General features: G+C 74.1%; 18 protein-coding genes. 5 read left to right on the top strand and 13 right to left on the bottom strand.

The window, feature by feature from the left end; all coding sequences use genetic code 11:
- The first annotated feature begins 35 nt into the window (after positions 1 to 35).
- A complete protein-coding gene (locus tag DYI95_RS10070; RefSeq protein WP_006903119.1) occupies positions 36 to 455 on the top strand; it encodes a disulfide oxidoreductase in 420 nt (139 codons plus the stop codon).
- Between the two features lie 38 nt (positions 456 to 493).
- Here DYI95_RS10070 and DYI95_RS10075 read toward each other — a convergent pair whose 3' ends face one another.
- From DYI95_RS10075 to DYI95_RS10095, 5 genes are all read right to left on the bottom strand, one after another.
- Positions 494 to 2,386 (bottom strand): CopD family protein, encoded by a 1,893-nt coding sequence (locus DYI95_RS10075; RefSeq protein WP_116899936.1) that lies wholly within the window; start codon positions 2,384 to 2,386, stop codon positions 494 to 496.
- A gap of 239 nt (positions 2,387 to 2,625) precedes the next feature.
- Positions 2,626 to 3,240, bottom strand: a complete 615-nt coding sequence (locus DYI95_RS10080) for a copper resistance protein CopC (protein ID WP_158556006.1) — start codon at positions 3,238 to 3,240, stop codon at positions 2,626 to 2,628.
- A 406-nt stretch (positions 3,241 to 3,646) separates the two neighbouring features.
- Positions 3,647 to 5,167: an SMP-30/gluconolactonase/LRE family protein gene (locus DYI95_RS10085; protein WP_158556005.1), complete on the bottom strand. Its 1,521-nt coding sequence runs from the start codon at positions 5,165 to 5,167 to the stop codon at positions 3,647 to 3,649.
- A gap of 203 nt (positions 5,168 to 5,370) precedes the next feature.
- Positions 5,371 to 5,571 carry a cold-shock protein gene (locus DYI95_RS10090; protein WP_006903115.1) on the bottom strand — a complete coding sequence of 67 codons (201 nt, stop codon included), beginning with the start codon at positions 5,569 to 5,571 and terminating at the stop codon, positions 5,371 to 5,373.
- A gap of 313 nt (positions 5,572 to 5,884) precedes the next feature.
- Positions 5,885 to 7,153, bottom strand: a complete 1,269-nt coding sequence (locus tag DYI95_RS10095; protein WP_116899933.1) for an NAD(P)/FAD-dependent oxidoreductase — start codon at positions 7,151 to 7,153, stop codon at positions 5,885 to 5,887.
- A gap of 64 nt (positions 7,154 to 7,217) precedes the next feature.
- On the opposite strand from DYI95_RS10095, the gene DYI95_RS10100 reads away from it, so the two are divergent.
- The 4 genes from DYI95_RS10100 (at position 7,218) to DYI95_RS10115 (ending at position 12,177) form a co-directional block, all read left to right on the top strand.
- Positions 7,218 to 7,487 carry an HPr family phosphocarrier protein gene (locus DYI95_RS10100; protein ID WP_006903113.1) on the top strand — a complete coding sequence of 90 codons (270 nt, stop codon included), beginning with the start codon at positions 7,218 to 7,220 and terminating at the stop codon, positions 7,485 to 7,487.
- A 112-nt stretch (positions 7,488 to 7,599) separates the two neighbouring features.
- The gene (ptsP, locus tag DYI95_RS10105) at positions 7,600 to 9,354 is read left to right on the top strand and encodes a phosphoenolpyruvate--protein phosphotransferase (RefSeq protein WP_116899932.1); all 1,755 of its coding nucleotides are present in this window, start codon (positions 7,600 to 7,602) and stop codon (positions 9,352 to 9,354) included.
- Between the two features lie 15 nt (positions 9,355 to 9,369).
- On the top strand, positions 9,370 to 10,611 hold the full coding sequence (locus tag DYI95_RS10110) for an NAD(P)/FAD-dependent oxidoreductase (RefSeq protein ID WP_116899969.1): 1,242 nt from the start codon (positions 9,370 to 9,372) through the stop codon (positions 10,609 to 10,611).
- A 351-nt stretch (positions 10,612 to 10,962) separates the two neighbouring features.
- Positions 10,963 to 12,177, top strand: a complete 1,215-nt coding sequence (locus DYI95_RS10115) for an MFS transporter (protein WP_243149747.1) — start codon at positions 10,963 to 10,965, stop codon at positions 12,175 to 12,177.
- Positions 12,178 to 12,481: 304 nt separating this feature from the next.
- On the opposite strand, the gene DYI95_RS10120 is transcribed toward DYI95_RS10115, so the two are convergent.
- From DYI95_RS10120 to pyrE, 8 genes are all read right to left on the bottom strand, one after another.
- Positions 12,482 to 13,561: a hypothetical protein gene (locus tag DYI95_RS10120; RefSeq protein WP_116899931.1), complete on the bottom strand. Its 1,080-nt coding sequence runs from the start codon at positions 13,559 to 13,561 to the stop codon at positions 12,482 to 12,484.
- Positions 13,562 to 13,575: 14 nt separating this feature from the next.
- A complete protein-coding gene (gene ychF, locus DYI95_RS10125) occupies positions 13,576 to 14,646 on the bottom strand; it encodes a redox-regulated ATPase YchF (RefSeq protein WP_116899930.1) in 1,071 nt (356 codons plus the stop codon).
- A 111-nt stretch (positions 14,647 to 14,757) separates the two neighbouring features.
- Positions 14,758 to 16,800 (bottom strand): hypothetical protein, encoded by a 2,043-nt coding sequence (locus DYI95_RS13125; RefSeq protein WP_158556004.1) that lies wholly within the window; start codon positions 16,798 to 16,800, stop codon positions 14,758 to 14,760.
- Positions 16,801 to 17,420: 620 nt separating this feature from the next.
- On the bottom strand, positions 17,421 to 18,344 hold the full coding sequence (locus DYI95_RS10135; protein WP_116899927.1) for a YitT family protein: 924 nt from the start codon (positions 18,342 to 18,344) through the stop codon (positions 17,421 to 17,423).
- A gap of 102 nt (positions 18,345 to 18,446) precedes the next feature.
- Positions 18,447 to 18,761, bottom strand: coding sequence for a non-heme iron oxygenase ferredoxin subunit (locus DYI95_RS10140; protein ID WP_116899926.1), 315 nt, complete (start codon positions 18,759 to 18,761; stop codon positions 18,447 to 18,449).
- Between the two features lie 344 nt (positions 18,762 to 19,105).
- Positions 19,106 to 20,506, bottom strand: coding sequence for a Fe-S cluster assembly protein SufB (sufB, locus tag DYI95_RS10145; protein ID WP_116899925.1), 1,401 nt, complete (start codon positions 20,504 to 20,506; stop codon positions 19,106 to 19,108).
- A 387-nt stretch (positions 20,507 to 20,893) separates the two neighbouring features.
- Positions 20,894 to 21,484, bottom strand: a complete 591-nt coding sequence (locus tag DYI95_RS10150) for a hypothetical protein (RefSeq protein ID WP_116899924.1) — start codon at positions 21,482 to 21,484, stop codon at positions 20,894 to 20,896.
- Positions 21,485 to 21,943: 459 nt separating this feature from the next.
- The gene (pyrE, locus tag DYI95_RS10155; RefSeq protein WP_116899923.1) at positions 21,944 to 22,513 is read right to left on the bottom strand and encodes an orotate phosphoribosyltransferase; all 570 of its coding nucleotides are present in this window, start codon (positions 22,511 to 22,513) and stop codon (positions 21,944 to 21,946) included.
- Between the last annotated feature and the right edge of the window lie 188 nt (positions 22,514 to 22,701).

The raw sequence follows: 22,701 nt of genomic DNA on the forward strand, positions 1-22,701 counted from the left end.
GGGAGGCGGGGGCCGGGCCGGAAGGGGGCGGGGCGTTGCGCCGGTTCTTCCGGGAATACGGGCTTTACCTGGCGTGGCTGGTCGCGACGGTGGCGACCCTGGGGAGCCTCTACTTCAGCGAGGTCCTGGGGTTCATCCCCTGCAAGCTCTGCTGGTGGCAGCGGATCTTCATGTACCCCCAGGCGCTGCTTCTGGGCATGGCCAGCTTCCGGGACGACCGGCGCATCATCCCCTATGCCGTACCCCTGAGCGTGGCCGGCGGGTCGATCTCGGCCTTCCACTACTTGCAGGAACAGGTGCCCGGCCTGCGGCTCCCCGTCTGCGGGGTGGACGTCTCCTGCTTCACCCCCTGGATCAACTGGTTCGGGTTCATCACCATTCCTTTCATGGCCCTGGTGGCTTTCGCTCTGATCGTGCTCTTCCTCAGCCTGGCCCGCCCGGACGAACCGGCCTGAGCCGCACGGCCTGAGCCGCACCCCCGCTTTCCGCCGGGCTAGCGGCCCAGTTGCCGGATGAACCGGATCACCGCCCAGCGCTCCTCCTCCGTGAGCACGTCGCCGAAAGCGGGCATGGCGGTGCCGTCGATGCCGTGGGTGATCCACCAGTACAGGTCGCCGTCGGTGTGCTGGCGGGTGTGGACACCGGTCAGGTCGGCCGGCGGGGGCAGCATGCCGGCCGCCGCCGGCCCGTCCCCGCGCCCCTCGGGGCCGTGGCAGGCTGCGCAGTGGGTGGCAAAGACCTGCCGCCCCCGCTCGACGACGGCCGGGGTGCTGGGCAGGGGGTTGGGAACGTCGGTGGTGGGGTAGGCGTCGATCCAGGCCACCTGGCCCAGGAGCCAGGCACCCGCGCCCAGGGCGATGAGGCCGGCGGCGAAGGGGATGGGCCACAGGCGCCGCCAGCCCAGCACCACCAGGACGGCGGCCTCCAGCAGGCCGGCCAGTGCCACCGTCGCCTGCACCGCCCCGGCGGTGGACTGGTAAGCCGCCCGCAGGCTAAGCCGGCCCTGGCGCTGGTTGCCGGGCGCCCCGGCCGCCTCGAAGGTGGTGACCGCCGTCTCCTGGCGGCCGTCCTCCAGGGCCAGGGTCCAGCTCAGCTGCCAGGCACCCGGCATGGGCAACACGGCCCGGGCCTCCAGGGCCCCGGTGGCGCGGCCGGCAGGTGGACTCAAGGTGACCTGGTAAAGCCCCATGGGATGCTCCGGCATGTCCAGGCGCACGGCGCCACGGGCCAGGGCGGCCTGGCCCAGGGAGCGGGCCGAGAGGGTGACCTCGCCCCGGCCCCCGGGCTCGAGGGCCAGTTCCACCGGCACCCCGGCCACCTCCACCCGCCAGGTAACGGGCTCGGTGGCCGCGGCGGGCCGGTCGGCGGGCGGAAGCACCGCCAGGATCCCCGATGCCAGCAGCACCGCCAGGGCGGCCAGAGCCTCCGCCCGCACCAGCCGCCGCACGATGGCCGCCACACGCCGGGGCTCGCTGGCCGGCTCCAGGACGGCCCCACCGCCTTCGCCGGAGCGGCCCGCCGCGGCCCTCCGCTCCAGCCACGGCCGCAGGGCAAACAGGTTCACGGCCGCGATGGCCAGCACCACGGCGACCAGCAGCAGCTTGACCAGCAGGGCCTGGCCATAGGGGCTGCGGAGCAAGGCATCGGCCCCGTACAGGTTGCGCCGGGCCGCCAGGATGCCGCTGGTGGCAATGAGCAGCACGGCCAGGGCGCCCAGGTTGGAAAAGCGGCGGATCATCGGAGGCAGGAGGGCAAGGGCCGCGGGAACCCCTTGATCCGCGGGAGCGGAGGGATGGAGGGGAGCGTTGCCGGCGGGCGTGGCAGCGTCGGCGGCGGATGCAGATGGAACCGCCAGCTGGCCGAGCCGCTGCCAGTCCAGCAGAGCCAGGCGCAGCAGGCCGCCGATCCAAAAGGCCACCGCCACCACGTGGACGCCGTCGACCAGCAAGGCGCTGCCGCCCCGGATGCCGGCGTGGCTGTTCCAGACCACCGCTCCGGCGCCCGCCAGGCCAGGCAGGATCCACCACCGCCGGGGGGTGCCTGCCCGCGGCCAGCCCGCCGTCGCCAGGGCCGCGCCCACCACCCCCACCGCCGCCTGAACCAGGGCGGCGCGGCCCGTGCGGGTCGCGACAAAATAGCGACAGAGTATCTCCGGTCGCCCCCCGGTCACCTCCCAGGCGGCTATTAGCGCACCTACCAGGGCCCCCAGCGCCAGCACCAGCCCGCCCGCCACGGTGAGGGCCCGGCTGCGGCGCCAGTGGCCCGGACCGGCGATGGGGGCGACCTCCCCACGGAGGATCCAGCCGTCCAGCACGGCGGGACCGGCCAGACCCATCAAGCCCAGCAGGCCCACCCAGCGCACGATCCCCGCCGCCAGTTCGGGCAAACCCGACCCCTCCCGCGAACCTCCCGCTGGCCAGAGCTTGCTGGATCTGCCGGAGCTTTCGGAGCAGCCCCGCTGGCCTTCCCGTGGGCTCCTGCCAGATCTTCAGATCCAGGATCCAGCATCTCCTTGGGATTCGGCCTTTCGATCACCCGGCCACCCTGAGGCTCCAAGGGCCACGCTGAGGCCTCCAAGGCCCCTTCCGGCTACGCAACCGCGCCGGTCCGGCCCACCACCCGCCCTTACCGCGGGCGCCGGAGCACCGTCATCAACCCGACCGCCACCACGGCCACCAAGGCCACCACCGCAGCCCACAGCCAGGCCTGGGAACTCCCGTCCTGGGCCGGCGCCGGCTCCACCCCGGCCGGCGGCGTGGTGGCCCCGCCGGGTTCGTCCGGGCCGGGTGCCGGGGGCGCGGGTTGCTGGTCCGCCGTGCCCGACCCGGGCGAGGGGGCGGCGGCCACCACGGAGAAGGTCACGTCCCCTTCCACCGGATGACCGTCCTCGGAGAGCACCTTATAATGCAGGACGTACTGGCCGGCCGGCATGGAGCCCCGCACCTCGGCGCGCAGGGTCTCCCCTTCGGCTTCCACGGGCCCCAGTTCCACGGTCCCGCCACCCTGCCGGGTCAGCGTCAGTTCGCTAAACTCTGGTTCCACCGCTTCGGTGAAAATCAGCTCGATCTTCCGGGGCGCTTCCTGCAGCTGCGCCCCCGGCTCGGGAAAGCTCCCAACCAGGGCCGCGTGGGCCTCCGCCGGGGTCCAGCCGCCGGCACCGGAAGCCACCAGCACCGCTGCGAGGACCCCTCCAAGGAGGCTCGCCAGAAAGGCCGTTCGGACCAGCCGCCTCCAGTTCATGATCTTCCCTCCTGCCGTCGTCATGCCTGGTTCGCGCAGCACCGCTAGCGCCAAGGTCCCGTTTCGCCGCGGCGACTGTCGCCGGCCGGAGCTCGGCCGGCGGCCGGAACCTTGCCGCCACTCCCCGAGGGGGCGCGTGCCAGGCCGCGACCCGGACCCGGTACCGGTCGCCGCGGTAGCCGGCAGGGCCGCCCCAACTCGGGCATAGCACAACGGCCGTGGTGCCATCCATCGGGAGGGAATCCCATGGCCCGCATTGACTCAGGTGGATAACCGATCCCGCCCGTCCGGCGGTCCCTACCCCGCGGTCCCCGCCCGGCGGTCCCTGCCCGCAGTCCCCGGCCGGCAGCCCCGCCCCGCGGCCCACCCGATCGAGCCGGCGAGGGAGGCTACGGCACCGGTGGCGCTAGGGGCGAGGCTGTTTCGACCGGCGCTGGGACTGAATCCCAGCCAGCACCCCCAGCCACCCCACCACCAGCGCGCCCGCCATGGCGCCAAAGGCTCCCAGCGCCTGCCAGGGCAGAGCGGCCCGCGGCGCCACCTGCACCCGCACCGTCCGCGTCACCACCCGCTCGGGGCTGACCCGCGCCGCCAGCACCAGGGCGTACACGCCGGGTTCCGCATCCCGGGGCACGGTCAAGCGCAGCCGGGCCGCCGCCGGGCCGCGTTCTTCCCACACCGTCTCCCACCCCCGGGGCCGGTCGGCCACCTCCCAGGTCACGGGGCCGGAGGCGGGACCGCCCGTCTCGCCGCGGGCCGGCTGGACCAGGGTGGCGTTGACGGACGCCGTACCGGCCGGCACCAGATGGGTCGCCTCCACCCCAGCGGCCAGCTGGATCACCGGCCAGGCGCGAGGGTCGACCCGGCCCACGTAATCCCGGCCGTAAGCGGCAAACCAGATGGCGCCGTCCGGCCCGCGGGCGAGCCACTGCACCCACGACTGGGGCTCGGCAGCCGGCAGCTGGAAGAGCTCCAGCGTGCTGCTGGCGGGGTCGATGCGGGCCAGGGCGTTGCCGGTGTGCAGGGCGGCCCAGAGTCGCCCCTGCCCGTCCCACTCCAGGTCGTTGGGCCGGGTGGCCTGGATCTCTTCGCCCGGGGGCGCCGGCGGCGTGAGCAGGGGAACCCAGGCCTGGGTCGTGGCGTCGAGGCGGCCGATGGTGCGGCCGCCGTGCTCGGTGACCCAGACGCCCTCCCCCCCGGGCGTCACCGCCAGCCCCGCAGGCCCCGCCACATCGGGGGGAAGGGCAAAGGTTGCCCACGTCCCGTCGCGGGGGTCAAACCGGTACACCGTGCCGGTGCGGGGGCTCACGGTCCAGAGGCGGCCGGCTTCGTCCCGGGCCAGATCCCAGGTGGAGGGCCACGGGTAGTCCGGCAGGGGAAGGGTGGCCACGGCGACGCGGCCGGTGGCGGGGTCGAGGCGGCCCAGCCGGTTGCCCTGAAACTGCAGCAGCCAGACGGCATCGCCGGCCGGCAGCACCGCAGCCGCGCCGGCAAAGGGCAGGGGGTAGGCCTGCCAGTGGCCGCCGCTCCCGCTTGTCGCATTCGGGACGAACCGCCAGACGGTGGCGGCCGGATCCCGTCCGAAGTCGTTGTCGGTGAGCCACAGGGAGCCGTCCGCGGCGGCGGCCAGGCGCGCCGGCTGGCGCACCGCTCGGGGCAGGTCGGCAAACCGCCAGCGGCCGGTCGCCGGGTCCAGGCCGCCCAGGCGCCGGGAACCAGTCAGGGTCACCCACACCGTACCGTCGGGCGCCACGGCCACGGCCCAGGGCTTGCTTCCGGGCGGCAAGGGATAGCGGTCGAACCAGCCGGCTCCGCCCGCGGCGGCCCCGGCCGGCCGCCCCGCCCCCGTCACGCCGGCCAGCAGGGCCAGGACCAGCAGGGTCGCCCAAAAGCCCCGCCCATGGGCCCGCTGTCCGGTGGGTTCCACCGGCGTCGCCCCTTCCATGCCAGGGGACACAGCCCCAAGAGGCGCAGCCCGCCCCCCCGCTACCTGGCGGCGGCCCGCCGGCCCAGCATCCATTCCCATCACCCCCGCCCCAGCCAAGGGTACCCGTCCGCTCGTGTCTAACCTGCCAAAAAGAAAGGGCGCCGCACCATGGTGCGGCGCCCGCTGCTTTCCGGTGCAGGAGCTTACAGAACGATGACGTTCTGTGCCTTGGGGCCCTTCTCACCCTCGACTACGTCGAAGGTGACCTTCTGGCCCTCCTCCAGCGTCCGGTAACCGGCTCCGACGATCGCGGAGAAGTGGACGAACACGTCGCCCTGGCCGTCATCGCGGGTGATGAACCCGTAACCCTTCTCCGCATTGAACCACTTGACTGTCCCGGTCAAACCGCGGATACCTCCGTACTGATGTGAGACTCGCTAGCCGGGATTGCTCCCAGGACCCCGCTACCGGCCAGTGGGTGCCGGCCCCCACTGCCCCGCGCGCCGGTCCAGGTCGCGACGGTGAAGCCCGATCGTCGTGACCGGCCTACCGAACGGCTAACTGGTCGTAGTTTACCACACCCACGACCCGCGCACTACACATTTTTTTGGTCCCCGCGCACCGTACCGGCATCACCGGCGGCCCTCCCCCGCGAGCGGCTCCCCCATGGGTGGCCGTCCCCACGGGCTGCCGCCCCCGCGGGCCGGCGGCCGCGCGTCACCGGCGGGAACCCGCCAGGGGATGCAGCGGCATGCCGCCCAGCACCCGCGCCACCAGGGAGGCGCCCCCGATCCGGTACAGGTACCGCCAGAGGGTGGCCGATTTCAGCACCCGCGCCGCATGGCCCGTGACCCGGTACCCGTTGCGCAAGAGACCCACCCCATCCCGGCGGCCCAGGCTGATCACGGTCCCCAGCAGGTGGGGCGTGAAGGGCTCCACGGGCTGCCCGCGCAGGCGGCGCGCCAGCGCGCGCCCCAGATACTCGCCCTGCTGCAGGGCCACTTGGGCCGTGGGCGGAAGGGGGCGGCCGTCCTCGCCGGGGAAGGCCGCCGCGTCTCCCGCCAGGTAGACGCCGGCGAAGCCGCGGGCCTGCAAGTCCGGCCCCACCAGCGCGCGGCCCCGCCGGTCCACCTCAAAGCCCGCCTGTTCCACCAGGCGGTGGGCGCGGACTCCTCCCGTCCAGATCACCGTGCCCGCTTCCAGCCGCCGGCCGTCGGCCAGCACCACGTGGCGCGGGGTGACCTCCTGGATGGGCGTGCCGGTGATCACCCGCACCCCGGCCTTCTCCAGAAAGCGGGTGACGTAGCGGACCAGGGGCGGGTCGAACCCCGGTAGCAACGCCGGCGCCGCCTCCACGAGGAAGATCTCGATGGCGCCCGGCGCCACCCCCGTCTCCCGGGCCAGGTCGACCCTCGCCTCGGCCAGCTCGGCGGCCAGTTCGACCCCGGTGTAGCCGCCCCCGCCGATGACGATGCGCCGGCCTTCGGGGCCCAGATCACCCGCGGCGTAACGCGCCAGGCGCTGCTCCACCGTGCTGCGGATGACCGGGCCCGAAGACAGGTCGCGCACCGTCAAGGCGCGCTCCTCCAGCCCGGCGATGCCGAAGAAGAGGGGCTCGCTGCCCACGGCCACCACCAGCAGATCGGCCTCCAGGCGGCGGACGGCGCCGGTGGCCCGGTCTTCCACATCCACCGCCCGCCGCCCGGGATCGACGGCTACCGCCCGGCCCAGCCACAGGGCCACGTTGGGGGGCAGGTAAGGTGCCAGGGGCAGGGCGATGCGCTCCCGCAGGCGCGGGCGCGCCACAGGCTCGTGCAGCAGTGTTGTAAAGTAGTGATACGGATAGGGGTTGACCAGGGTTACCCGCGCCGGGGCCGCCCGCAACCCGCGGGCCACGGCGAATCCGGCGTAACCCGCACCCAGGATCACCACATGGGGTGGGCCGTTACGGGAGGCCCCGGCCGGGCCCCGCGCCTGGTCGACCACGGCAGTCCCTCCTCAGGGGTTAGGGTGTCCAGCCCGCGGCCCCGCCCCCGGAAAGGGGTTTCCCATGGCGGAAGTCACCGTCACCATCCAGCATCCCACGGGCCTGCACGCCCGTCCCGCGGCCCTTTTCGTCCAGACCGCCAGCCGCTTCCGCAGCCGGATCGAGGTCACGGCCAACGGCAAGACCGTGAACGCCAAGAGCATGATGGCCATCCTGAGCCTGGGGGCGCGCCAGGGCACCACCCTGACCCTGCGGGCGGAGGGCGAGGACGCGGCCGACGCCCTGGCGGCCCTGAAGGAACTGGTGGAAACCAACTTCGGCGAAGGGTCGTGATCCCGTGCAGGACGAACGGGCCACACCGGCTACCCCCCAACCCCCCGGCGCGCCCGATCCGTCCACGCCGGGCCCGGCGGCGCCCGGTGAAGGCCCGCAGGCGGCTGGAGCCGTGGCGGGCGGTGCGCCGGCGCCAGGCGAGCGGGTGATCGAGGGCATTGCCGCCGCGCCCGGGCTGGCGCTGGGCCCGGCCTGGGTCTACCGGCCGCCCGACCTGACGGTGCCGCCGCCGGCGGGCCCCGTCGACCCGGAGGCGGAAACGGCCCGGTGGGAAGCGGCCCGGCGCCAGGTGCGGGAGCACCTGGACCGGCTGGCCGCCCGGGCGCGGGAGCAGGCGGGGGAGGACGAGGCGGCCATCTTCGCCGCCCACCAGCTGCTGGTCGACGACCCCGAACTGGACGGCCAGGTGCGCCAGGCCATCGCCGGCGGCAGCACGGCGGAAGCGGCCGTGGCCCGCGCCACCGAGGACTTCGCCCGGATGCTCGAGCAACTCGACGACGAGTACCTGCGGGGCCGGGCCACCGACATCCGGGACGTGGGGCGCCAGCTTCTGGCCGCCTTGCTGGGCGCTTCCTTGGACCTGACACCGGACGAGCCCAGCGTCATCGTGGCCCACGATCTGGTACCGTCGGACACCGCCCGCTGGCCCCGGGAAAAGGTGCTGGGGCTCGTGACGGAAGCCGGCGGCGCCACCTCCCACGTGGCGATCCTGGCCCGGGGCGCCGGGGTACCAGCGGTGGCCGGCGCGGCCGGAGCCATGGCGGCGGTTCGGCCCGGCCAGCCGGTGGTGGTCGACGGCACGGCGGGCCGGGTCGTCCTCGACCCCAGCCCCCAGCGCCGCCAGGTGGTAGAACAGGCCCTGGCCGAGCAGGCCCGGCGGGCCCGGACCCTGGCCGCCCTGCGGGACCTGCCGGCCGTCACCCCCGACGGCCGGCGGGTGGAGCTGGCCGTCAACATCGGCAGGCCCGAGGACATTGCCGCAGCGGAGCCCTTCGGCCCGGAGGGCGTGGGCCTCTTCCGCACTGAGTTCCTGTTCCTCGACCGGTCCGAGCCGCCGGGAGAGGAGGAGCAATGGCAGGCCTACGTGACCGCGGTGCGGGCCCTGGGCGGGCGCCGCCTGGTGCTCCGTACCCTGGACGTGGGCGCCGACAAGCGGCTGCCCTTCATCGACTGGCCCGAGGAGATGAACCCGGCCCTGGGCTGGCGCGGGGCACGGCTGGGGCTGGAACGGCCGGACCTGCTGCAGGCCCAGCTGCGGGCCGTGCTGCGGGCGGCCGCCGAGGGGCCGGTCAGCGTGATGTTCCCCATGGTGACCACCCTGGAGGAGGTCCGGCGCCTGCGCCAGGCGGTCCAGGAGGCGTCGGCCGGCCTGGAGCGGCAAGGCGTCGCCCACGGCCCGGTGGAAGTGGGGATCATGATCGAGGTGCCGGCGGCTGCCCTGGCGGCCCGTACCCTGGCCGGGGCCGTGGACTTCTTCTCCATCGGCACCAACGACCTCACCCAGTACACCCTGGCCGTCGACCGGACCAGCCGGCAGGTGGCCGGGCTGTACGATCCCCTCCACCCGGCGGTGCTGCGCCTGATCCTGGAGGTGGGTCGCGCCGCCGAGGCGGCGGGCATCTGGGCCGGCGTGTGCGGCGAGCTGGGCGGCGAGCCCCTGGCGGCGCCCTTCCTGCTGGGTGCCGGCATGACCGAGCTCAGCATGCACGCCCGCGCCCTGCCGGAGGTCAAGCAGGTGATCCGGGCCGTGCGCTACGCCGACGCCCGGTTGCTGGCGGAAGAGGTGGTCACCCTGCCCGATGGCGACGCGGTGCGCCGGCACCTGCGGGCCTTTCTGGCCGGGGTGGGGATCGAACCGGCCCTTTGAACGGGGGTGATCGAGGTGGCTATCCGGCGCGTGGTGATCGCCGGCGGCGGCTGGGGCGGTATCAAGGCGGCCCTGGAACTGCGCCGCCGCCTGGACCCGGCCGACGAGGTGGTCCTGGTCGACCCCAACCCCACCTTCCGGCTGGGGTTCCGCAAGATCTGGCTGCTGGTGGGCAAGACCCGGCCCGACGAGGCCACCCGCTCCAAGCATGCCCTCAACGACCGGGGCGTTCGCTACCTTCAGGCCCGCGTCACGGCCATCGCCCCCGAGGAGCGCTGGGTGGAGGTGGAACCGGCGGGCGGGCCGGGGTCCGGGGACCGCCGCAGGCTGGAGTGGGATTACCTGGTGGTCGCCCTGGGCGCCCAGCCCCGGCCGGACCTGGTGCCAGGGCTGGTCGAGGCCCCCGGCGCCTTCAACTTGTATGATCCGGAGGGCGCCCTGGCCGCCGGCCGCCGGCTGGCCACCATGACCGGCGGGCGGGTGGTGGTCGCCATCCTGGGAGTGCCCTACAAGTGCCCGCCGGCCCCCTACGAGGCGGCCCTGCTGGTCGACGAGGCCCTCCGCGGCCGCGGCCCCCAGGGCCAGCCGCCCGCCGGCCGGCAGGACTTCTCCATCGCCGTCTTCACGCCCCAGCCCGGCTCCCTGCCCGTGGCGGGGCCTGCCGGCTGCCAGGCCATCGAGTCCAGCCTGGCTCTGCGGCAGGTCGACTTCCACCCGAACCGCCGGTTCGTCCGGGTCGAACCGGGCCGCCTGGTGCGCGAAGGGGGCGAGTCCGAGCCCTACGACCTGCTGCTGGCCGTCCCTCCCCACCGGGTCCCCGAGGTGGCCGTGGCCGCCGGGCTGGCACCGGAGGGCGGGTGGATCGCCGTCGACCCCGCCACGCTGCAAACCCGCTTCCCCCGGGTGTACGCCATCGGCGACTGCACCCAGATCGCCATGGCCAACGGCGAGCCCTTGCCCAAGGCGGGCGTCTTCGCCGAGGGGGAGGCCGTGGTGGCGGCGGCCCACATCGCGGCGGCGCTGACGGGCAGCCCGCCGCCGGAGCCGTACCGCGGCGAGGGCTACTGCTTCCTGGAGGTGGGAGGCGGCCTGGCCACCCTGGTGGGCGGCCAGTTCCTGGCCCGGCCCACGCCGCGGGTGGAAGTGGCCTCGCCCTCCCGGGAATTTCGGGACCGGAAGCTGGCATTCGAACGGGAGCGGCTGGAGGGGTGGTTCGGACCGGCCTCTTGGTCCACGGAGTCTTCGCGGCTACAATAGTTTGAGCACCGAAATATCCGTCCGGTGGAACCTGCCGCGAGCTCTGGAGGTTGACCCATGCCGGATCGAACACCCCCGCCGGCCGGTCCCGGTGCCGGCGATGCCCCTGCCCCGGGTGTCCCCGGTGGATGCCCCCTCTCGCGCAACGGGAGGTCGCAGGGGGAGCCTGCGGCCGGGCGGGGCCGGCCGGGGGGGCCCGCGTTCGGGACCGGTCGGCCCCGAACGGGTACGGCCCGGCCGCACCGGGGGACCCCCCGCACGGAGGTAGGGGCGGCCGGCGGCGGCCCCGCCGCGGAGGAGCAGCTCTCCCGGCACGGCTTCTTCATCCTGCTGCTTACGATGTTCTTGACGGTGGCCGGTTTCGGCATCGTGCTGCCCGGGCTGCCCTATTTTGCCCGGGAACTGGGCGCCAGCAGCCTGGAGATGGGGCTCATGGTCTCCCTCTACGCCCTGGCCCAGTTCCTATTCGCCCCGGTGTGGGGGTCCCTTTCCGACCGGATCGGCCGCAAGCCCGTGCTGATCCTGGGCATGACCGGCTTCGGCCTGTCCTTCGTCGCCATGGCCTTCGCCCGCTCGGTGGCGATGCTGCTCCTGGTGCGCTTCCTGGGCGGCATGCTGTCCGCTTCCACGTTCCCCGCCGCCCAGGCCCTGGTGGCCGATCTGACGCCGCCCGAACGCCGGGGCAGTTCCCTGGCCCTGATGGGCGGGTCCAGCAACCTGGGCTTCGTCCTGGGCCCGCTTCTGGGGGTGCCCATCACCTCCCTGGGCTACGGCTTTCCCGGCCTGGCCCTGGCAGGCGGCCTCGCCATCCTGCTGACCGCCCTGCTGGCCATCGCCGTGCTGCCCGCACCCCGGCCCCGGGCCGCGACCGCCGGCCGGCGCCCGCCCCTCACCCGGGCCCTGCGGCTGGCCGTCACCAGCGCCGAGGCGCCGTGCTACTGGCTGGTCCTGGTGGCCGCCATGGCCGGTTCCAGCGTCTTCTCCATGCTGGGGTATTACCTGATCGAACGGATGGGCGCTCCGGAATCGGCCAACCAGCTGGCCTTCTCGGTGATGGGCATCGCCTCGGCCATCATCCAGTTCACCGTGGTGGGCCGCGCCATGGGCCGCTGGGGGGAAACGCGGACCTCCAGCGCCGGATTCCTGGCCGGCGCCGTGGCCTTTGTCCTGCTCCTCCTGGCGGGGCGGGTCTGGCAGGCCTGCGCGGCCGTGGCGGTGTGGGGCGTGGCCCTGGCCTTGATTCGCCCGCCCCTGACCACCCTGGTCTCGCGCCGGACCCAGCTGGGCCAGGGGACCGCCCTGGGTATCCAGGCCTCCTTCGAGAGCATCGGCCGGATGGCGGGCCCGCTGCTGGCGGGATTCTTGTTCGGCCTCCATCCCCAGCTGCCCTACGGCGCGGTGGAGGTGCTGCTGCTGGCCGCCCTCTTCTGGGGAAGCCGCGCCCTGCGCCGCCTGGAATCGGGAGACGCCGGTCCGGCCGGCGCCGGCGGGACGGGGGATGGCCCTGCGCCGGGTGAGGCGGCGCGGCCGGCGGCGGGCAGCCTGGTGGCGACATCGACCCGGTAAGGGACGCGCCGTGCCCCATCATCATGGATCGCCGCCGTTCGGGATGGCGGTGCAGGATGGCGGCACGGGGCGGGGACGCGGGGCGGGGGTACGGCGACGCACCGCGGTGATGCAGCCGGCCGCCTCCGAGAGGCGAAGAGGGTTGCGGAAGGGGGCCGGGGCACGGCCCGGCCCCCTGGCGGCCGGGGTCCCGAGAGGCTGCTGGGGCGTGCGACGTCATTCCCCGCGACGGGCGTGGACCGCGGCCCCGGGGGCCGGGGACGCCACCGGCAGCGCCCGGGACGCCACCGGCGGCGCCCGGTGCTCAGCCGAGGCGGCTCCGGGCCGGCGTGGGGCCCAGTTCCTCCAGCACGGCCAGGGCCTCGGGGGCGCGCTCGTAGGCCAGGAGGATGCCGTCGGCGTAGGCATCGGCCACCCGGGCCGCCTTGAGCAGGGCCTTGCGGTCCACATTGAGCGCGTACAGCTCGACCACAAAGGGCGTGTCGCCCAGAAGGTCGCGGAAACCCCAGGCCAATGACTCGACCCAGTACGTGGTGCTGTAGTGGAGATCATAGATGGGCACCACGAAGAAGTCGACCAGCGGGGCCAGCTGGGCCACGTCCACGCCGAAGCGCCGGAACTGGTGGTCGCCGTAGGGATCCGGGTAGAGGGTCAGCGAGAGCAGGGGCCGCGAGGGCGTCGGGGTTCCTCCGTTGCGGCCTGCCGGTGCGGGCCGGATCCCGCCCGCACCGGAAGCGGAACCGCCCCCTGCCGCCCGCCCCGGCTCCTGCCGGTCCCGGTAGCCTTGTCGCGGGCCGGGACGCGGGCCGGACCCCGGGCCCGGGTCAGAGGGCGGTGCCGGCGGCCGCCCTGCCCCAGCCCGGGCCAGGGCCTCCCGGACGAACCCGGCAATCACGGCAGCCCGCCAGTCCTCTTCACCCAGCCCCGAGGCCGCTTGGGCCGCCCGGCAGCGGGGACAGCGGCAGAACCCTTCGCGGGGAAAGCTCACCGTGTCCAGCCGCAGGCCCGCGATGTCCGCCGCAGCGGCCCGCTCCACCAGCTCCAGCAGCCACCGGCGGTAGGCTGGTTCGCTGGGGCAAACCCAGTCCCAGTCGAAGTAGGGGGTCCCCCGCACCGCCCGCAGGCCATCGGGACCGGCGGCCGCCAGGCCGGGATCGGCCTCCACCGCCCGGTTGTCCCCGAAGCAGCTGATCATGTTGTGGGCCCCGGGGAGGGGCGGCTCGACCCGGCCCAGCACGCTCTTGATCTCGTAGAACACGTGGAGGGGGAAGGGCAGGTTCGGGGCGCCCGCCTCCCCCGCCCCGGTCCGCTCGTCGCCGGGCAGGAGCCCCATGTCCCGCAGCACCCGCAGGTCCCGCCGGTCGTAGGTGACGATGCCGCGCATCCCCATTCCCCCGCTCAGACGTTGAACCGGAACAGGATCACGTCCCCGTCCTGGACCACGTAGTCCCGGCCCTCCAGGCGCAGCAGGCCCGCCTCCCGCACGGCGGCCATGGATCCCAGGCGGATCAGGTCCTCGTAGGCGACCACCTCCGCCCGGATGAACCCCCGCTCGATGTCGGAGTGGATCTTGCCGGCCGCCTGCTTGGCCGTCAGCCCGCGGCGGATCGGCCAGGCCCGGACCTCCTCCTCCCCGGCGGTGAAGAAGCTGATCAGCCCGCTGGCCTCATAGGCCGCCCGGGCCAGGCGCGCCACGCCCGGCTCGCCGATGCCGTACTCGCCCATGAAGGCCTCCCGCTCGCCGGCGGGCAGCTCGGCGATCTCGGCTTCCACGGGACCGCAGAAGGTGATGAGGGGCTCGCCCCACTGGGCGGCCGCCTGGCGCAGGGCTTCCTCGCCCGGGAAGGTCCCCTGCTGCAGCTGGCCCTCGTCCACGTTGACGGCCAGCACCAGGGGTTTGAGGGTGAGCAGGCCGAAGCCCTTGACCAGGCGCAGGTCCTCATCGGTCCAGGAGAGCTCCCGCAGGGGCCGCTCCTGTTCGAGCAAGGCCTGCATCTCCGGGAGCCGCTCCAGCAGGGCCTGGTCGTCGGGCCGGCGCTTGCGGGGCGGCGTGGCCTCCAGCCGCTGGCGGGCACTCTCCACCGTCGCCAGGTCGGTGAGGATCAGCTCGTCGCGGATCAGGCGGGCATCCCGCAGGGGGTCCACCTCGCCCAGCACGTGGGGCAGGGAGCCGCCGCCGAAGGCGCGGATCACGTGGACCAGCACGTCCGCCCCTCGCACAGCTTCCAGGAACCGGTTCCACCGCGCCCGGTCCTCGCCCGGCACGGCTCCGGGGATGTCGGTCACCTGCAAGGCGGCGGGGGTCACCTTCCGGGGCTTGTAGAGGGCTGCCAGGCGGTCCAGGCGCGGGTCGGGAACGGACGCCATGCCCACCGTCGCCTGGCCGGGACCCCCCCGGCCCTCGCCGGCCAGCAGCCGGAAAAGCAACGACTTCCCCACCTGGGGAAGGCCGATCAGACCGATGTCCACGGGCGGGCCTCCTTGGTTCGCAGTTGGCTGGTGCGCAGTTGGCTGGTTCGCACCGGATCTCCGCGGCGGCGTTCCGGGCCGGGCGGCGGCCATGCCCGGCGGCCGGCCTGGTCACGGGGCGGCCTGCTGGGGACTCCGGGCCACCACCCCGGCGATGCGCACGGCGAGCCGCCCGCCGGGGCCCGGTTCTGTCACGAAGGTGACGGTGATGCGCACGCCGTCGCTGCGGGTGACCACCAGGGGGCCGCGCTCGTAGTTGCCCCCCACCGCCTCCACCCGCCAGCCCTGCCCCAGGGGCCGCTGGGCCAGCAGTTCCCGGCCGGCGCCGGCCACCGCGGCATCCTGCTGCCGCACCAGGGCGGCGGCCTCCGCCCACCGCCCCCGGCTTACCAGGGTAATAAAGGCTTCCAGCACGCTCAAGGCCCGGTCCACCGGGCGGCTCCATGCCAGCCGGTAGGCGTCCCCCGTCCAGATCCAGCGCTGCTCCCACAGGCCGGGGGCCGGGCCGTCCCGGGTGACCAGCACGGGGCTGCCGCCGGTACTCAGGGTGAGATCGAGCCAGCTGCCGTCGGGGGCCATGCGGACCTGCCGGATGAGGATCCCGGCGCCGTCCTCCGGCCCGGCCCCGGGCTGCGGACGGCCGGGGGCCCCCGCCGGGCCGCCCCGCAACAGGCTCCATCCGTTTTGCGGCCCACCGCCGGACGGCCTCCCGAAAAGCAGCGGACCGCCGGCAACCACACCCTGGGGCACGGCCGGCGCCACCGCCGGTTCAGGCCGTCCCAGGAACCCCGCGGGCACCCACTGGTCGCCCGATCGTTCCAGCAGCGTCACGCGCAGGGACGGGGCCCGGCCCGCCGGGTGGTGCTCCGTCACCACCACCAGCCGGGGCCGCCCGTCGACCCCGGGAAGAATCCACCCGTCCCTGAAGAGGGCGGCGAGTCCCCAGCCTCCTCCGGCCGGCGGTGCCTGCCACGGGGTGGGCTCGGCCGCTGCCGGCCGGCCGGATCCCGGCCCTGGCCGCTCCCCGGTGCCGGTCGATGCCCACCCTCCAAAACCCGGGCCCGCGGAACCAGGGGCAAGGAGAGCCGGCGGGGCCGACCCGGGGGCCGGACCCATTCGGGGCACCGGCGGCTCGGGCGGCACCCGCCGTTCCTCCGGTGCCGGGCCGTCCATCCCGGCGCCCTGCGCCGCCCCGGCCGGCTGGGAGATAGAGGGAGCCTGCCCGCGCGTCCCAGGGGCAGGGGGAGCCTGCCCGCCCGGGGCAGGTGCCTGCCCGCCCGGTTCCACACCGGCCGCACCACCCGCCCCTTGCCCGGCGGGTTGCAGTGCAGCGGGCGCGGCGCGCTCCCGCTCGTCCAGCACCTGGACGTGGACCGTGCCCTGATCCGTCCAGGTGGCGATCACGTGCGCCACCGTTTCGGGGAAGCGGGGCCCGAAGGCGATCAGGAGGACGGCCGCACCGGGGCGGAGGCCGCCGGTTGTGGCCCCACCCGCCGCGTCGCCGTCATCGCCGGTGGCCGTCCCGCCGCCGCCCGAGATCCCGCCGCCACCCGGACTCCCGCCGGTGGAACCCGGCCCGGCGGAACCGGCGCCGGATGTACCGGCGCCAAGAGGGTCAACGGTCGAGGAACCCGCCGCGGCGGCCTGCCCCGGAACCCGCGCCGGGGCCGCGGCCGGCACCGGGCGCGGCACCAGCACGTTGACGAAGGGCATCTCGGGGGTGGCCAGTTCCAGCTCGAGGGCCGCCGGATCCCCCTCCAGGCGGGCCGGATCGAGCCGCTCCAGGCGGTAGAGCAGCTGCTGCACGGCACGGGCGAAGGCGTCGTGCTGGCCGGTGCCCTCCCGGGCCGGATTCGCGGCCGGGGGCCGCGAATCCGGCCCGGCCTGCCCCGCCGCGCCGGCGCCCCCCGGCGGCGGCGCGGCGGGGGGTGCGGCCAGCCCCTGGCTGCCCGGGCCGGCGCCGGGCCCGCCCGGACCCTGGCCGGCCCCGGCGCCTGCCAGCAGCCCGCCGGCCAGCCTGCCGGCGCCGGCCGTGCCACCGGAATCCTGGCCGGCCCCGCCGGCCAGGATTCCGGGAGCCGGGCCCCACGCTCCGGCGGCCGCCCCCGCCGCCTGCCGCCAGAAGGGACCCGTCACCAGAAGGGCGAGCATCACGGCTCCCGCCGCCCGCAGGCGCAGGCCAGGCGGCAGGTGGCGGCCCTGCCCGGGCCCCGCCGGCCGGGCGGGATCGCGCAGCCCGCCATGGCTTCCGCCGTGGCTTTCAGCCGGGGGTGAGGCCGGGGCCAGAGCTTCCACACCCGGCGCGCCCATAGCCGGCGTGCCCTGCGTGGCCCGGCCGGGCGAAGACCCTGCACCTGGCGCCGGCTCCGCCGCCCGGCCGCCGGAAGGCCTCCCTGCCGCCAGGGCTCCCGCCGGTGATGCCGCCGGCTCTTTCCCGCCGGCAGGTTCCGGCCCAGGTTCGCCCTCAGGTCCAGGAACAGGTGCAGGACCAGGTGCAACAGGTAACGGGCCGCCCGGCCCCCGCCCGCGGGCATCCCCGGCCGTGCTGGGGCTTGACCGGCCTGCCGGTTGCGCCCTGCCGGGCTCCCGATCAGGCCCGTGCGGAAACCGGGTCGAGGAGGTGTTCATATGGGGAGTTTAACATTTTTGAAATGATTTCGTCATCTTCGGTGAATAAGGACGGGCCGTGCCAGACCGTGGAACCGCGGTTTCCCCGCGGAACGATGGCTTCCCGGGGCAGCAGCGCGCCACACCGCGCATCCGGTCGCACCCTCTCAGGACCAGGCCGCCGGGAACCCCTCGCCCAGCACCTCCGCCGCATCGGTCACCGCCACGAAGGCCTGGGGGTCCATCTCGCGGATCAGCTGCTTGAGCCGGGCCAGCTCCCGGCGGTTGAGGACGACCAGCACCACCGCCCGCTCTTCGCCCGTCCAGGCGCCCGTGGCCCGCAAGATGGTGGCCCCGCGCCCCAGCTGGACGGTCACCACCCGGGCGATCTCCTGGGGCCGGCTGGTGACGATCCAGGCGCTCTTGGCCCGCAAGGGCCCTTCCTGCACCACGTCGGCCACCCGGCCGCCCAGGAAGGTCACCAGGATGGAGTAGAGGGCGGTGTCGGCGCCCAGGGTGAGAGCAAAGGCTCCCAGCACCAGGCTGTCGGCCACCAGGAAGGTCTCGGCGATGCCGATCCCGTACCGCTCCTTGAGGAACCGGGCGATGATGTCGATCCCGCCGCTGCTGGCGCCGGCCCGGAACAGGAGCCCGATGCCCGAGCCGATGAAGGCGCCGCCGTACAGGCTGGCCAGCAGGGGCTCGTCCACCCGGAAGGCCACGCCCTCCGTCAGCCGCAGGGCCAGCGTGACCAGCAGGGTCGCCAGGCCCGTCCGCAGGATGAACGCCCGGCCGATGGCCCACCAGCCGAACACGAACAGGGGGATGTTGAGCAGCAGGTAAAGCAGCGAAACGGGCAGGCCCGTGGCGTAGTGCAACAGCAAGGAGACGCCGCTGAGGCCGCCCTCGCCCAGCCGCGCCGGCACGAGAAAGCCGTTGATCCCCAGGCTGAACAGGGTCGCTCCCGCGGCAAAGAAGGCCACCTGGACGAACCGGCCCGCCTGGAGCCGCCCTGCCCCCAGCCGCCCTGCGGGACCCGCGGCCCCCGGGCCCGTGCCGGTGCCCTGCGAGGTGGTGGCCGCTCCGCCCACCGGGTGCAACCTCCTTCCTGGACCGGCCCCAGGGATGCCGCCTGCCGGCAGCAGGGGCCGCCACCGGGCCGCAGCCTGGCGGCGGCCCGGCTGCGCAGCAAGTCAGTCCTTCCAATCGATCAGGATGGCATCGCCGTCGACCCGCACGGTATAGGTGCGCAGGGGTACCACCGCCGGCAGGGCCCTCACGGCCCCCGTCCGCACGTCGAACCGGGCCCCGTGGCGCGGGCAGATGCACACGTAACCCTCCAGCCCCCCTTCGCTCAGGGACGCCTGGGCATGGGTGCATGTATCATCGGTCACGAAGAACTCGCCGCTTTCGGTATGCCAGACAGCCACAGGATGGCCGTCGATCTCGACCTTCAGCCCCGTTCCCGCCGGGACCTGATCCCGGGTCGCCACCTGCCGCCAGGCCATGGATGCACCCTCCTCCACGCGAAGGCCGGTGGCCCTCGGGCCACCGGCCTTGCCGGTTCGTTCAGAGCCTCGCTGCCGGCCAGCGCGCCGTGCCGCCGCGGGCCGCCTTCCGGCGGCCGCCCGGGAGAATCCAGGCCGCCCGGCGCAGCGGGACCTCTGGGGCACGCCGCCGGCGCCGCCCGTCCCGGGGACCGGCCTCCAGGCTTGCCCAGCAGCGCGCCCGTCCCCCAGGGGCGCCCGGTCACGCCCGGCCGCCCCGGTGGGACCGGTGGCGGAGCGGACGGCGGCCGGCCGGACCTGCAGGCCCGGTCGACCGGACGCAACCGCCGGCCCCAGGAACCCCATCAGCCGACGGAGCCTTCCATCTCCAGCTGGATCAGGCGGTTCATCTCGATGGCGTACTCCATCGGCAGCTCCTTGGTGAAGGGCTCGATGAAGCCGCTGACGATCATGGTGGTCGCCGTCTGCTCGTCGATGCCGCGGCTCATCAGGTAGAAGAGCTGCTCCTCGCTGACCTTGGACACCGTCGCCTCATGCTGGATGGTGACGTTGTCCTCGTTGATCTCGATGTAGGGGAAGGTGTCCGTCCGGGAGTACGGGTCCAGGATCAGCGCGTCGCACTGGACGTTGACCTTGGCCCGCTCGGCCCCCTCGTGCACCTGGACCAGGCCGCGGTAGCTCTGGATGCCGCCGTCCTTGCAGATGCCCTTGGACACCACGGTGGACGAGGTATCGGGAGCCGCGTGGATCACCTTGCTGCCGGCATCCTGGTGCTGCCCCCGGCCGGCGAAGGCGATGGACAGGATGTCGGCCTTGGCGCCGCGGCCCAGCAGGTACACGCTGGGGTACTTCATGGTGACCTTGGAGCCGATGTTGCCGTCGACCCACTCCATGGTGGCCTCTTCATAGGCGACGGCCCGCTTGGTCACCAGGTTGTAGACGTTGTGGGACCAGTTCTGGATGGTGGTGTAGCGGCAGCGGCCGCCCTTCTTGACGATGATCTCCACCACCGCGGAGTGCAGCGAGTCGGTGGAGTAGATGGGCGCCGTGCAGCCCTCCACGTAGTGGACGAAGGCCCCCTCGTCCACGATGATCAGGGTCCGCTCGAACTGGCCCATGTTCTGGGCGTTGATGCGGAAATACGCCTGCAGCGGGATGTCGACCCGCACGCCCGGCGGCACGTAGATGAAGCTGCCGCCGGACCACACCGCGGTGTTGAGCGCGGCGAACTTGTTGTCTTCCGCCGGCACCACCGTGCCGAAGTACTCCCGCACCAGGTCGGGGTACTCCTTGACCGCGGTGTCGGTGTCGCAGAAGATCACGCCCTGCTTCTCCAGGTCTTCCCGGATGCTGTGGTAGACGACCTCCGACTCGTACTGGGCGCTGACGCCGGCGAGGAACTTGCGCTCCGCCTCGGGGATGCCCAGCCGGTCGAAGGTGCGCTTGATGTACTCCGGCACCTCGTCCCAGCTGCGCCCCTGGCGCTCGGCGGGCTTGATGTAGTAGTGGATGTCCTCAAAGCGCAGGCCCGACAGGTCGGGACCCCACGTGGGCATGGGCTTTTTCTGGAAGACCTCGAAGGCATGCAGCCGGATCTGCCGCATCCAGTCCGGCTCGTTCTTGTAGTGGGAGATGCTCTCGACGATCTCCCGCGTCAAGCCCTTGGGGGACTTGAACACGTAGTTCTCGGGGTCGCGGAAACCGTACTTGTACTCCTGGCCCAGTTCGACCAGTTCCTTGGCCACCCAGCTCACCTCCGGGCGTGGCCCCGTGGGCGATGGCGGACCAACCGTCCAGGGGGATGTTTTTGCGAATCTATCCTTATTTGGTTCTGGTCTAAGGTTACCCGCGGGCCGTCGCCACTGTCAACCGCGCTGGAAGCACCGAAAGCGCCCCAGGGGCCGCCGGGAACGGTGGGCCTGGGGCGCCCAGCCTGACCGCGGGCGCTCTGCATGACTTCTGCATTATTGCAGTATCAAGATCGCGGCATCGATCCGCCTTGCCAGCCCGATCCGGGCAGCAGGCCGCGCGGTGCGGGCCGTGGCCGCGCAGTGGTCCGGGTGAACCCGCCGGCAGGCCCTGGGCCGGCGGGTCGCCGGCAGATCAGGGCGCCCTTCAGGGCGGGACGCCGGTCAGTTCGTGGCGGGGATCCGGATCTCCAGATAGGTCAGCTTCCCCGCCAGGGGGTCGAGCACGTAGCCGGGGTGGAACTCAAGGCCCGTCACCTGGGCCAGGTCGGGCTGGAGGCCGGTGCGGAAGGCCAGCACCACCTGCGCCTGCAGGGTGGCGCCCGGCGGGATGCCGCGGGTGAGGTCGTCGCCGTTGCTGGTGCGGTAGTACAGCTCGTACCGCCGGCCCGGCGTGAGCACTGCGCCCTGGGAAGGGCCACAACCGCCCAGAAGCAGCAGCCGCTGGCCGCCGGCCGTGTTCTTCACCGTAACATCGATCACCACCCGGCCGCTGTCCAGGCTGACGCCGTCGACCCGCAGCGAAAGCCCGCCTGCGCTGTACCAGGCAGCCGGCAAGGGCAGGGGGAAGCCGGGTGATGGCGTGCCGGTCTTACCGGCCGCACCCGCCGGCTCTGCGGTCCGGTCAGGTGCGGGCCCGCCCGTGCCTGATCCCGCTGCACCCTGGGCGCAGCCGGCGACCAGAAGGGCAACCATCAGCAGGACGGCCCCAGCCAGGGCCAGCTGAGACGTTCTGCGCCCCACCCGGCTGGCCATCGCACCCACCTCCCGAGGCGTCCCGACCGGTCCTGCCGCGCAGGGCGCCGGCGGCCACCCTCCGCTCCGGCCCGCCGGCGGGCCGGCTGCCGCGGACCGGAGAACCCTCCACGGCAGCTGGACGGCCCCGTTCCTCCGTCACCTACATGCTACGCCCTCGGGACTGAGGCGCGGCTGAACGCCCCCTGAGGCCCGGCTGAGGGTCGACAGGCGTCGGGGTGGCCGCGCCAGGGCCGGTCGCCCCGGCGGGAGAGGCCGGTCCCGCCGCGCAGCTGCGGCCGCGCCGGGGTATGCGGCTGCGCCGGGGTACATGGGTGCGGGTAACACCAGGGGAACCATTCAGGAGCCCGTTCTGCTGGTGCTGGACCGCCCGCCAGGCCGGCCTGGCGCCGGCGCGCTGGCCAGTCCCGCCCGGCGCTGGCGCGCCCGCAAGCCAGGCCGCCGGGGCGCCCCGGCGCGCTACCCACGCTTCAGGTCCTGCAGAGGAACGCCCTGGCGGCACAGGGGACAGTCGCCCGGCGGGTAGGCGGCCACGGAGCGGGTCAGCAGGGCGGCGAAGGGCACGCCGAAGTTCACGGCGCCGCCGCTGCGGTCGACCACGGCCCCCACGGCCACCACCCGGCCGCCGGCCGCCGTGACGGCCTCCATGGTCTTGCGGACCGAACCGCCGGTGGTCACCGCGTCCTCCACCACCACCACCGGCTCGCCCGGCTCCAGGCCGAAGCCCCGCTTAAAGGCCATGCCGCCGCCCGGCTCCTTCTCCGCGAAGAGGGAGCGGGCGGGCAGGCAGCGGGCCACGGCGTGGGCCAGCAGGATCCCGCCCACCGCCGGGCCGGCCACGGCGCCCACCGACACCCCCGCGGGCAGCACGTTCTTCAGCGCCTCCGCCAGGGCCGCCCCGATGGCTTCAAGGACCTGGGGATACTGAAAGGCCTGGGCCAGGAGGAAGAACTCGTCGCTGTGCAGGCCGGTGGTCAGCCGGAAGTGCCCCCGCCGGTGGGCGCCCGTCTGCTCAAGCAGCGCTGCCACCCCGGCCGCCCCAGCCGGAGCAAGGACCCGGGGAGCAGCGGTGCCTCTCGAGCATCCCGCCGGCCCGGCGCCGCCATCCGGCGGGAGACCCTCCACCCCTTCAAAGGCATGGGCCGCCTGCCCGCCACGGGGCGTTGCAGCGCCGGCAGCCGGCCCGTCGCCAGCGGTTGCGACCCGAAGACCAGCGG

The organism is Thermaerobacter sp. PB12/4term (assembly GCF_003403315.2).
Lineage (GTDB): Bacteria > Bacillota > Sulfobacillia > Thermaerobacterales > Thermaerobacteraceae > Thermaerobacter.

What these genes read in the sequence shown, in the direction of transcription:
- DYI95_RS10080 (WP_158556006.1), bottom strand. Translation starts at nt 3,240, where the DNA reads ATGAACTGGAGGCGGCTGGTCCGAACGGCCTTTCTGGCGAGCCTCCTT.
- DYI95_RS10100 (WP_006903113.1), top strand. Translation starts at nt 7,218, where the DNA reads ATGGCGGAAGTCACCGTCACCATCCAGCATCCCACGGGCCTGCACGCC.
- DYI95_RS10120 (WP_116899931.1), bottom strand. Translation starts at nt 13,561, where the DNA reads ATGCGCGGCATCGTCACCTACGACCGGCGGGACCTGCGGGTGCTGCGG.
- DYI95_RS10140 (WP_116899926.1), bottom strand. Translation starts at nt 18,761, where the DNA reads ATGGCCTGGCGGCAGGTGGCGACCCGGGATCAGGTCCCGGCGGGAACG.
- DYI95_RS10150 (WP_116899924.1), bottom strand. Translation starts at nt 21,484, where the DNA reads ATGGCCAGCCGGGTGGGGCGCAGAACGTCTCAGCTGGCCCTGGCTGGG.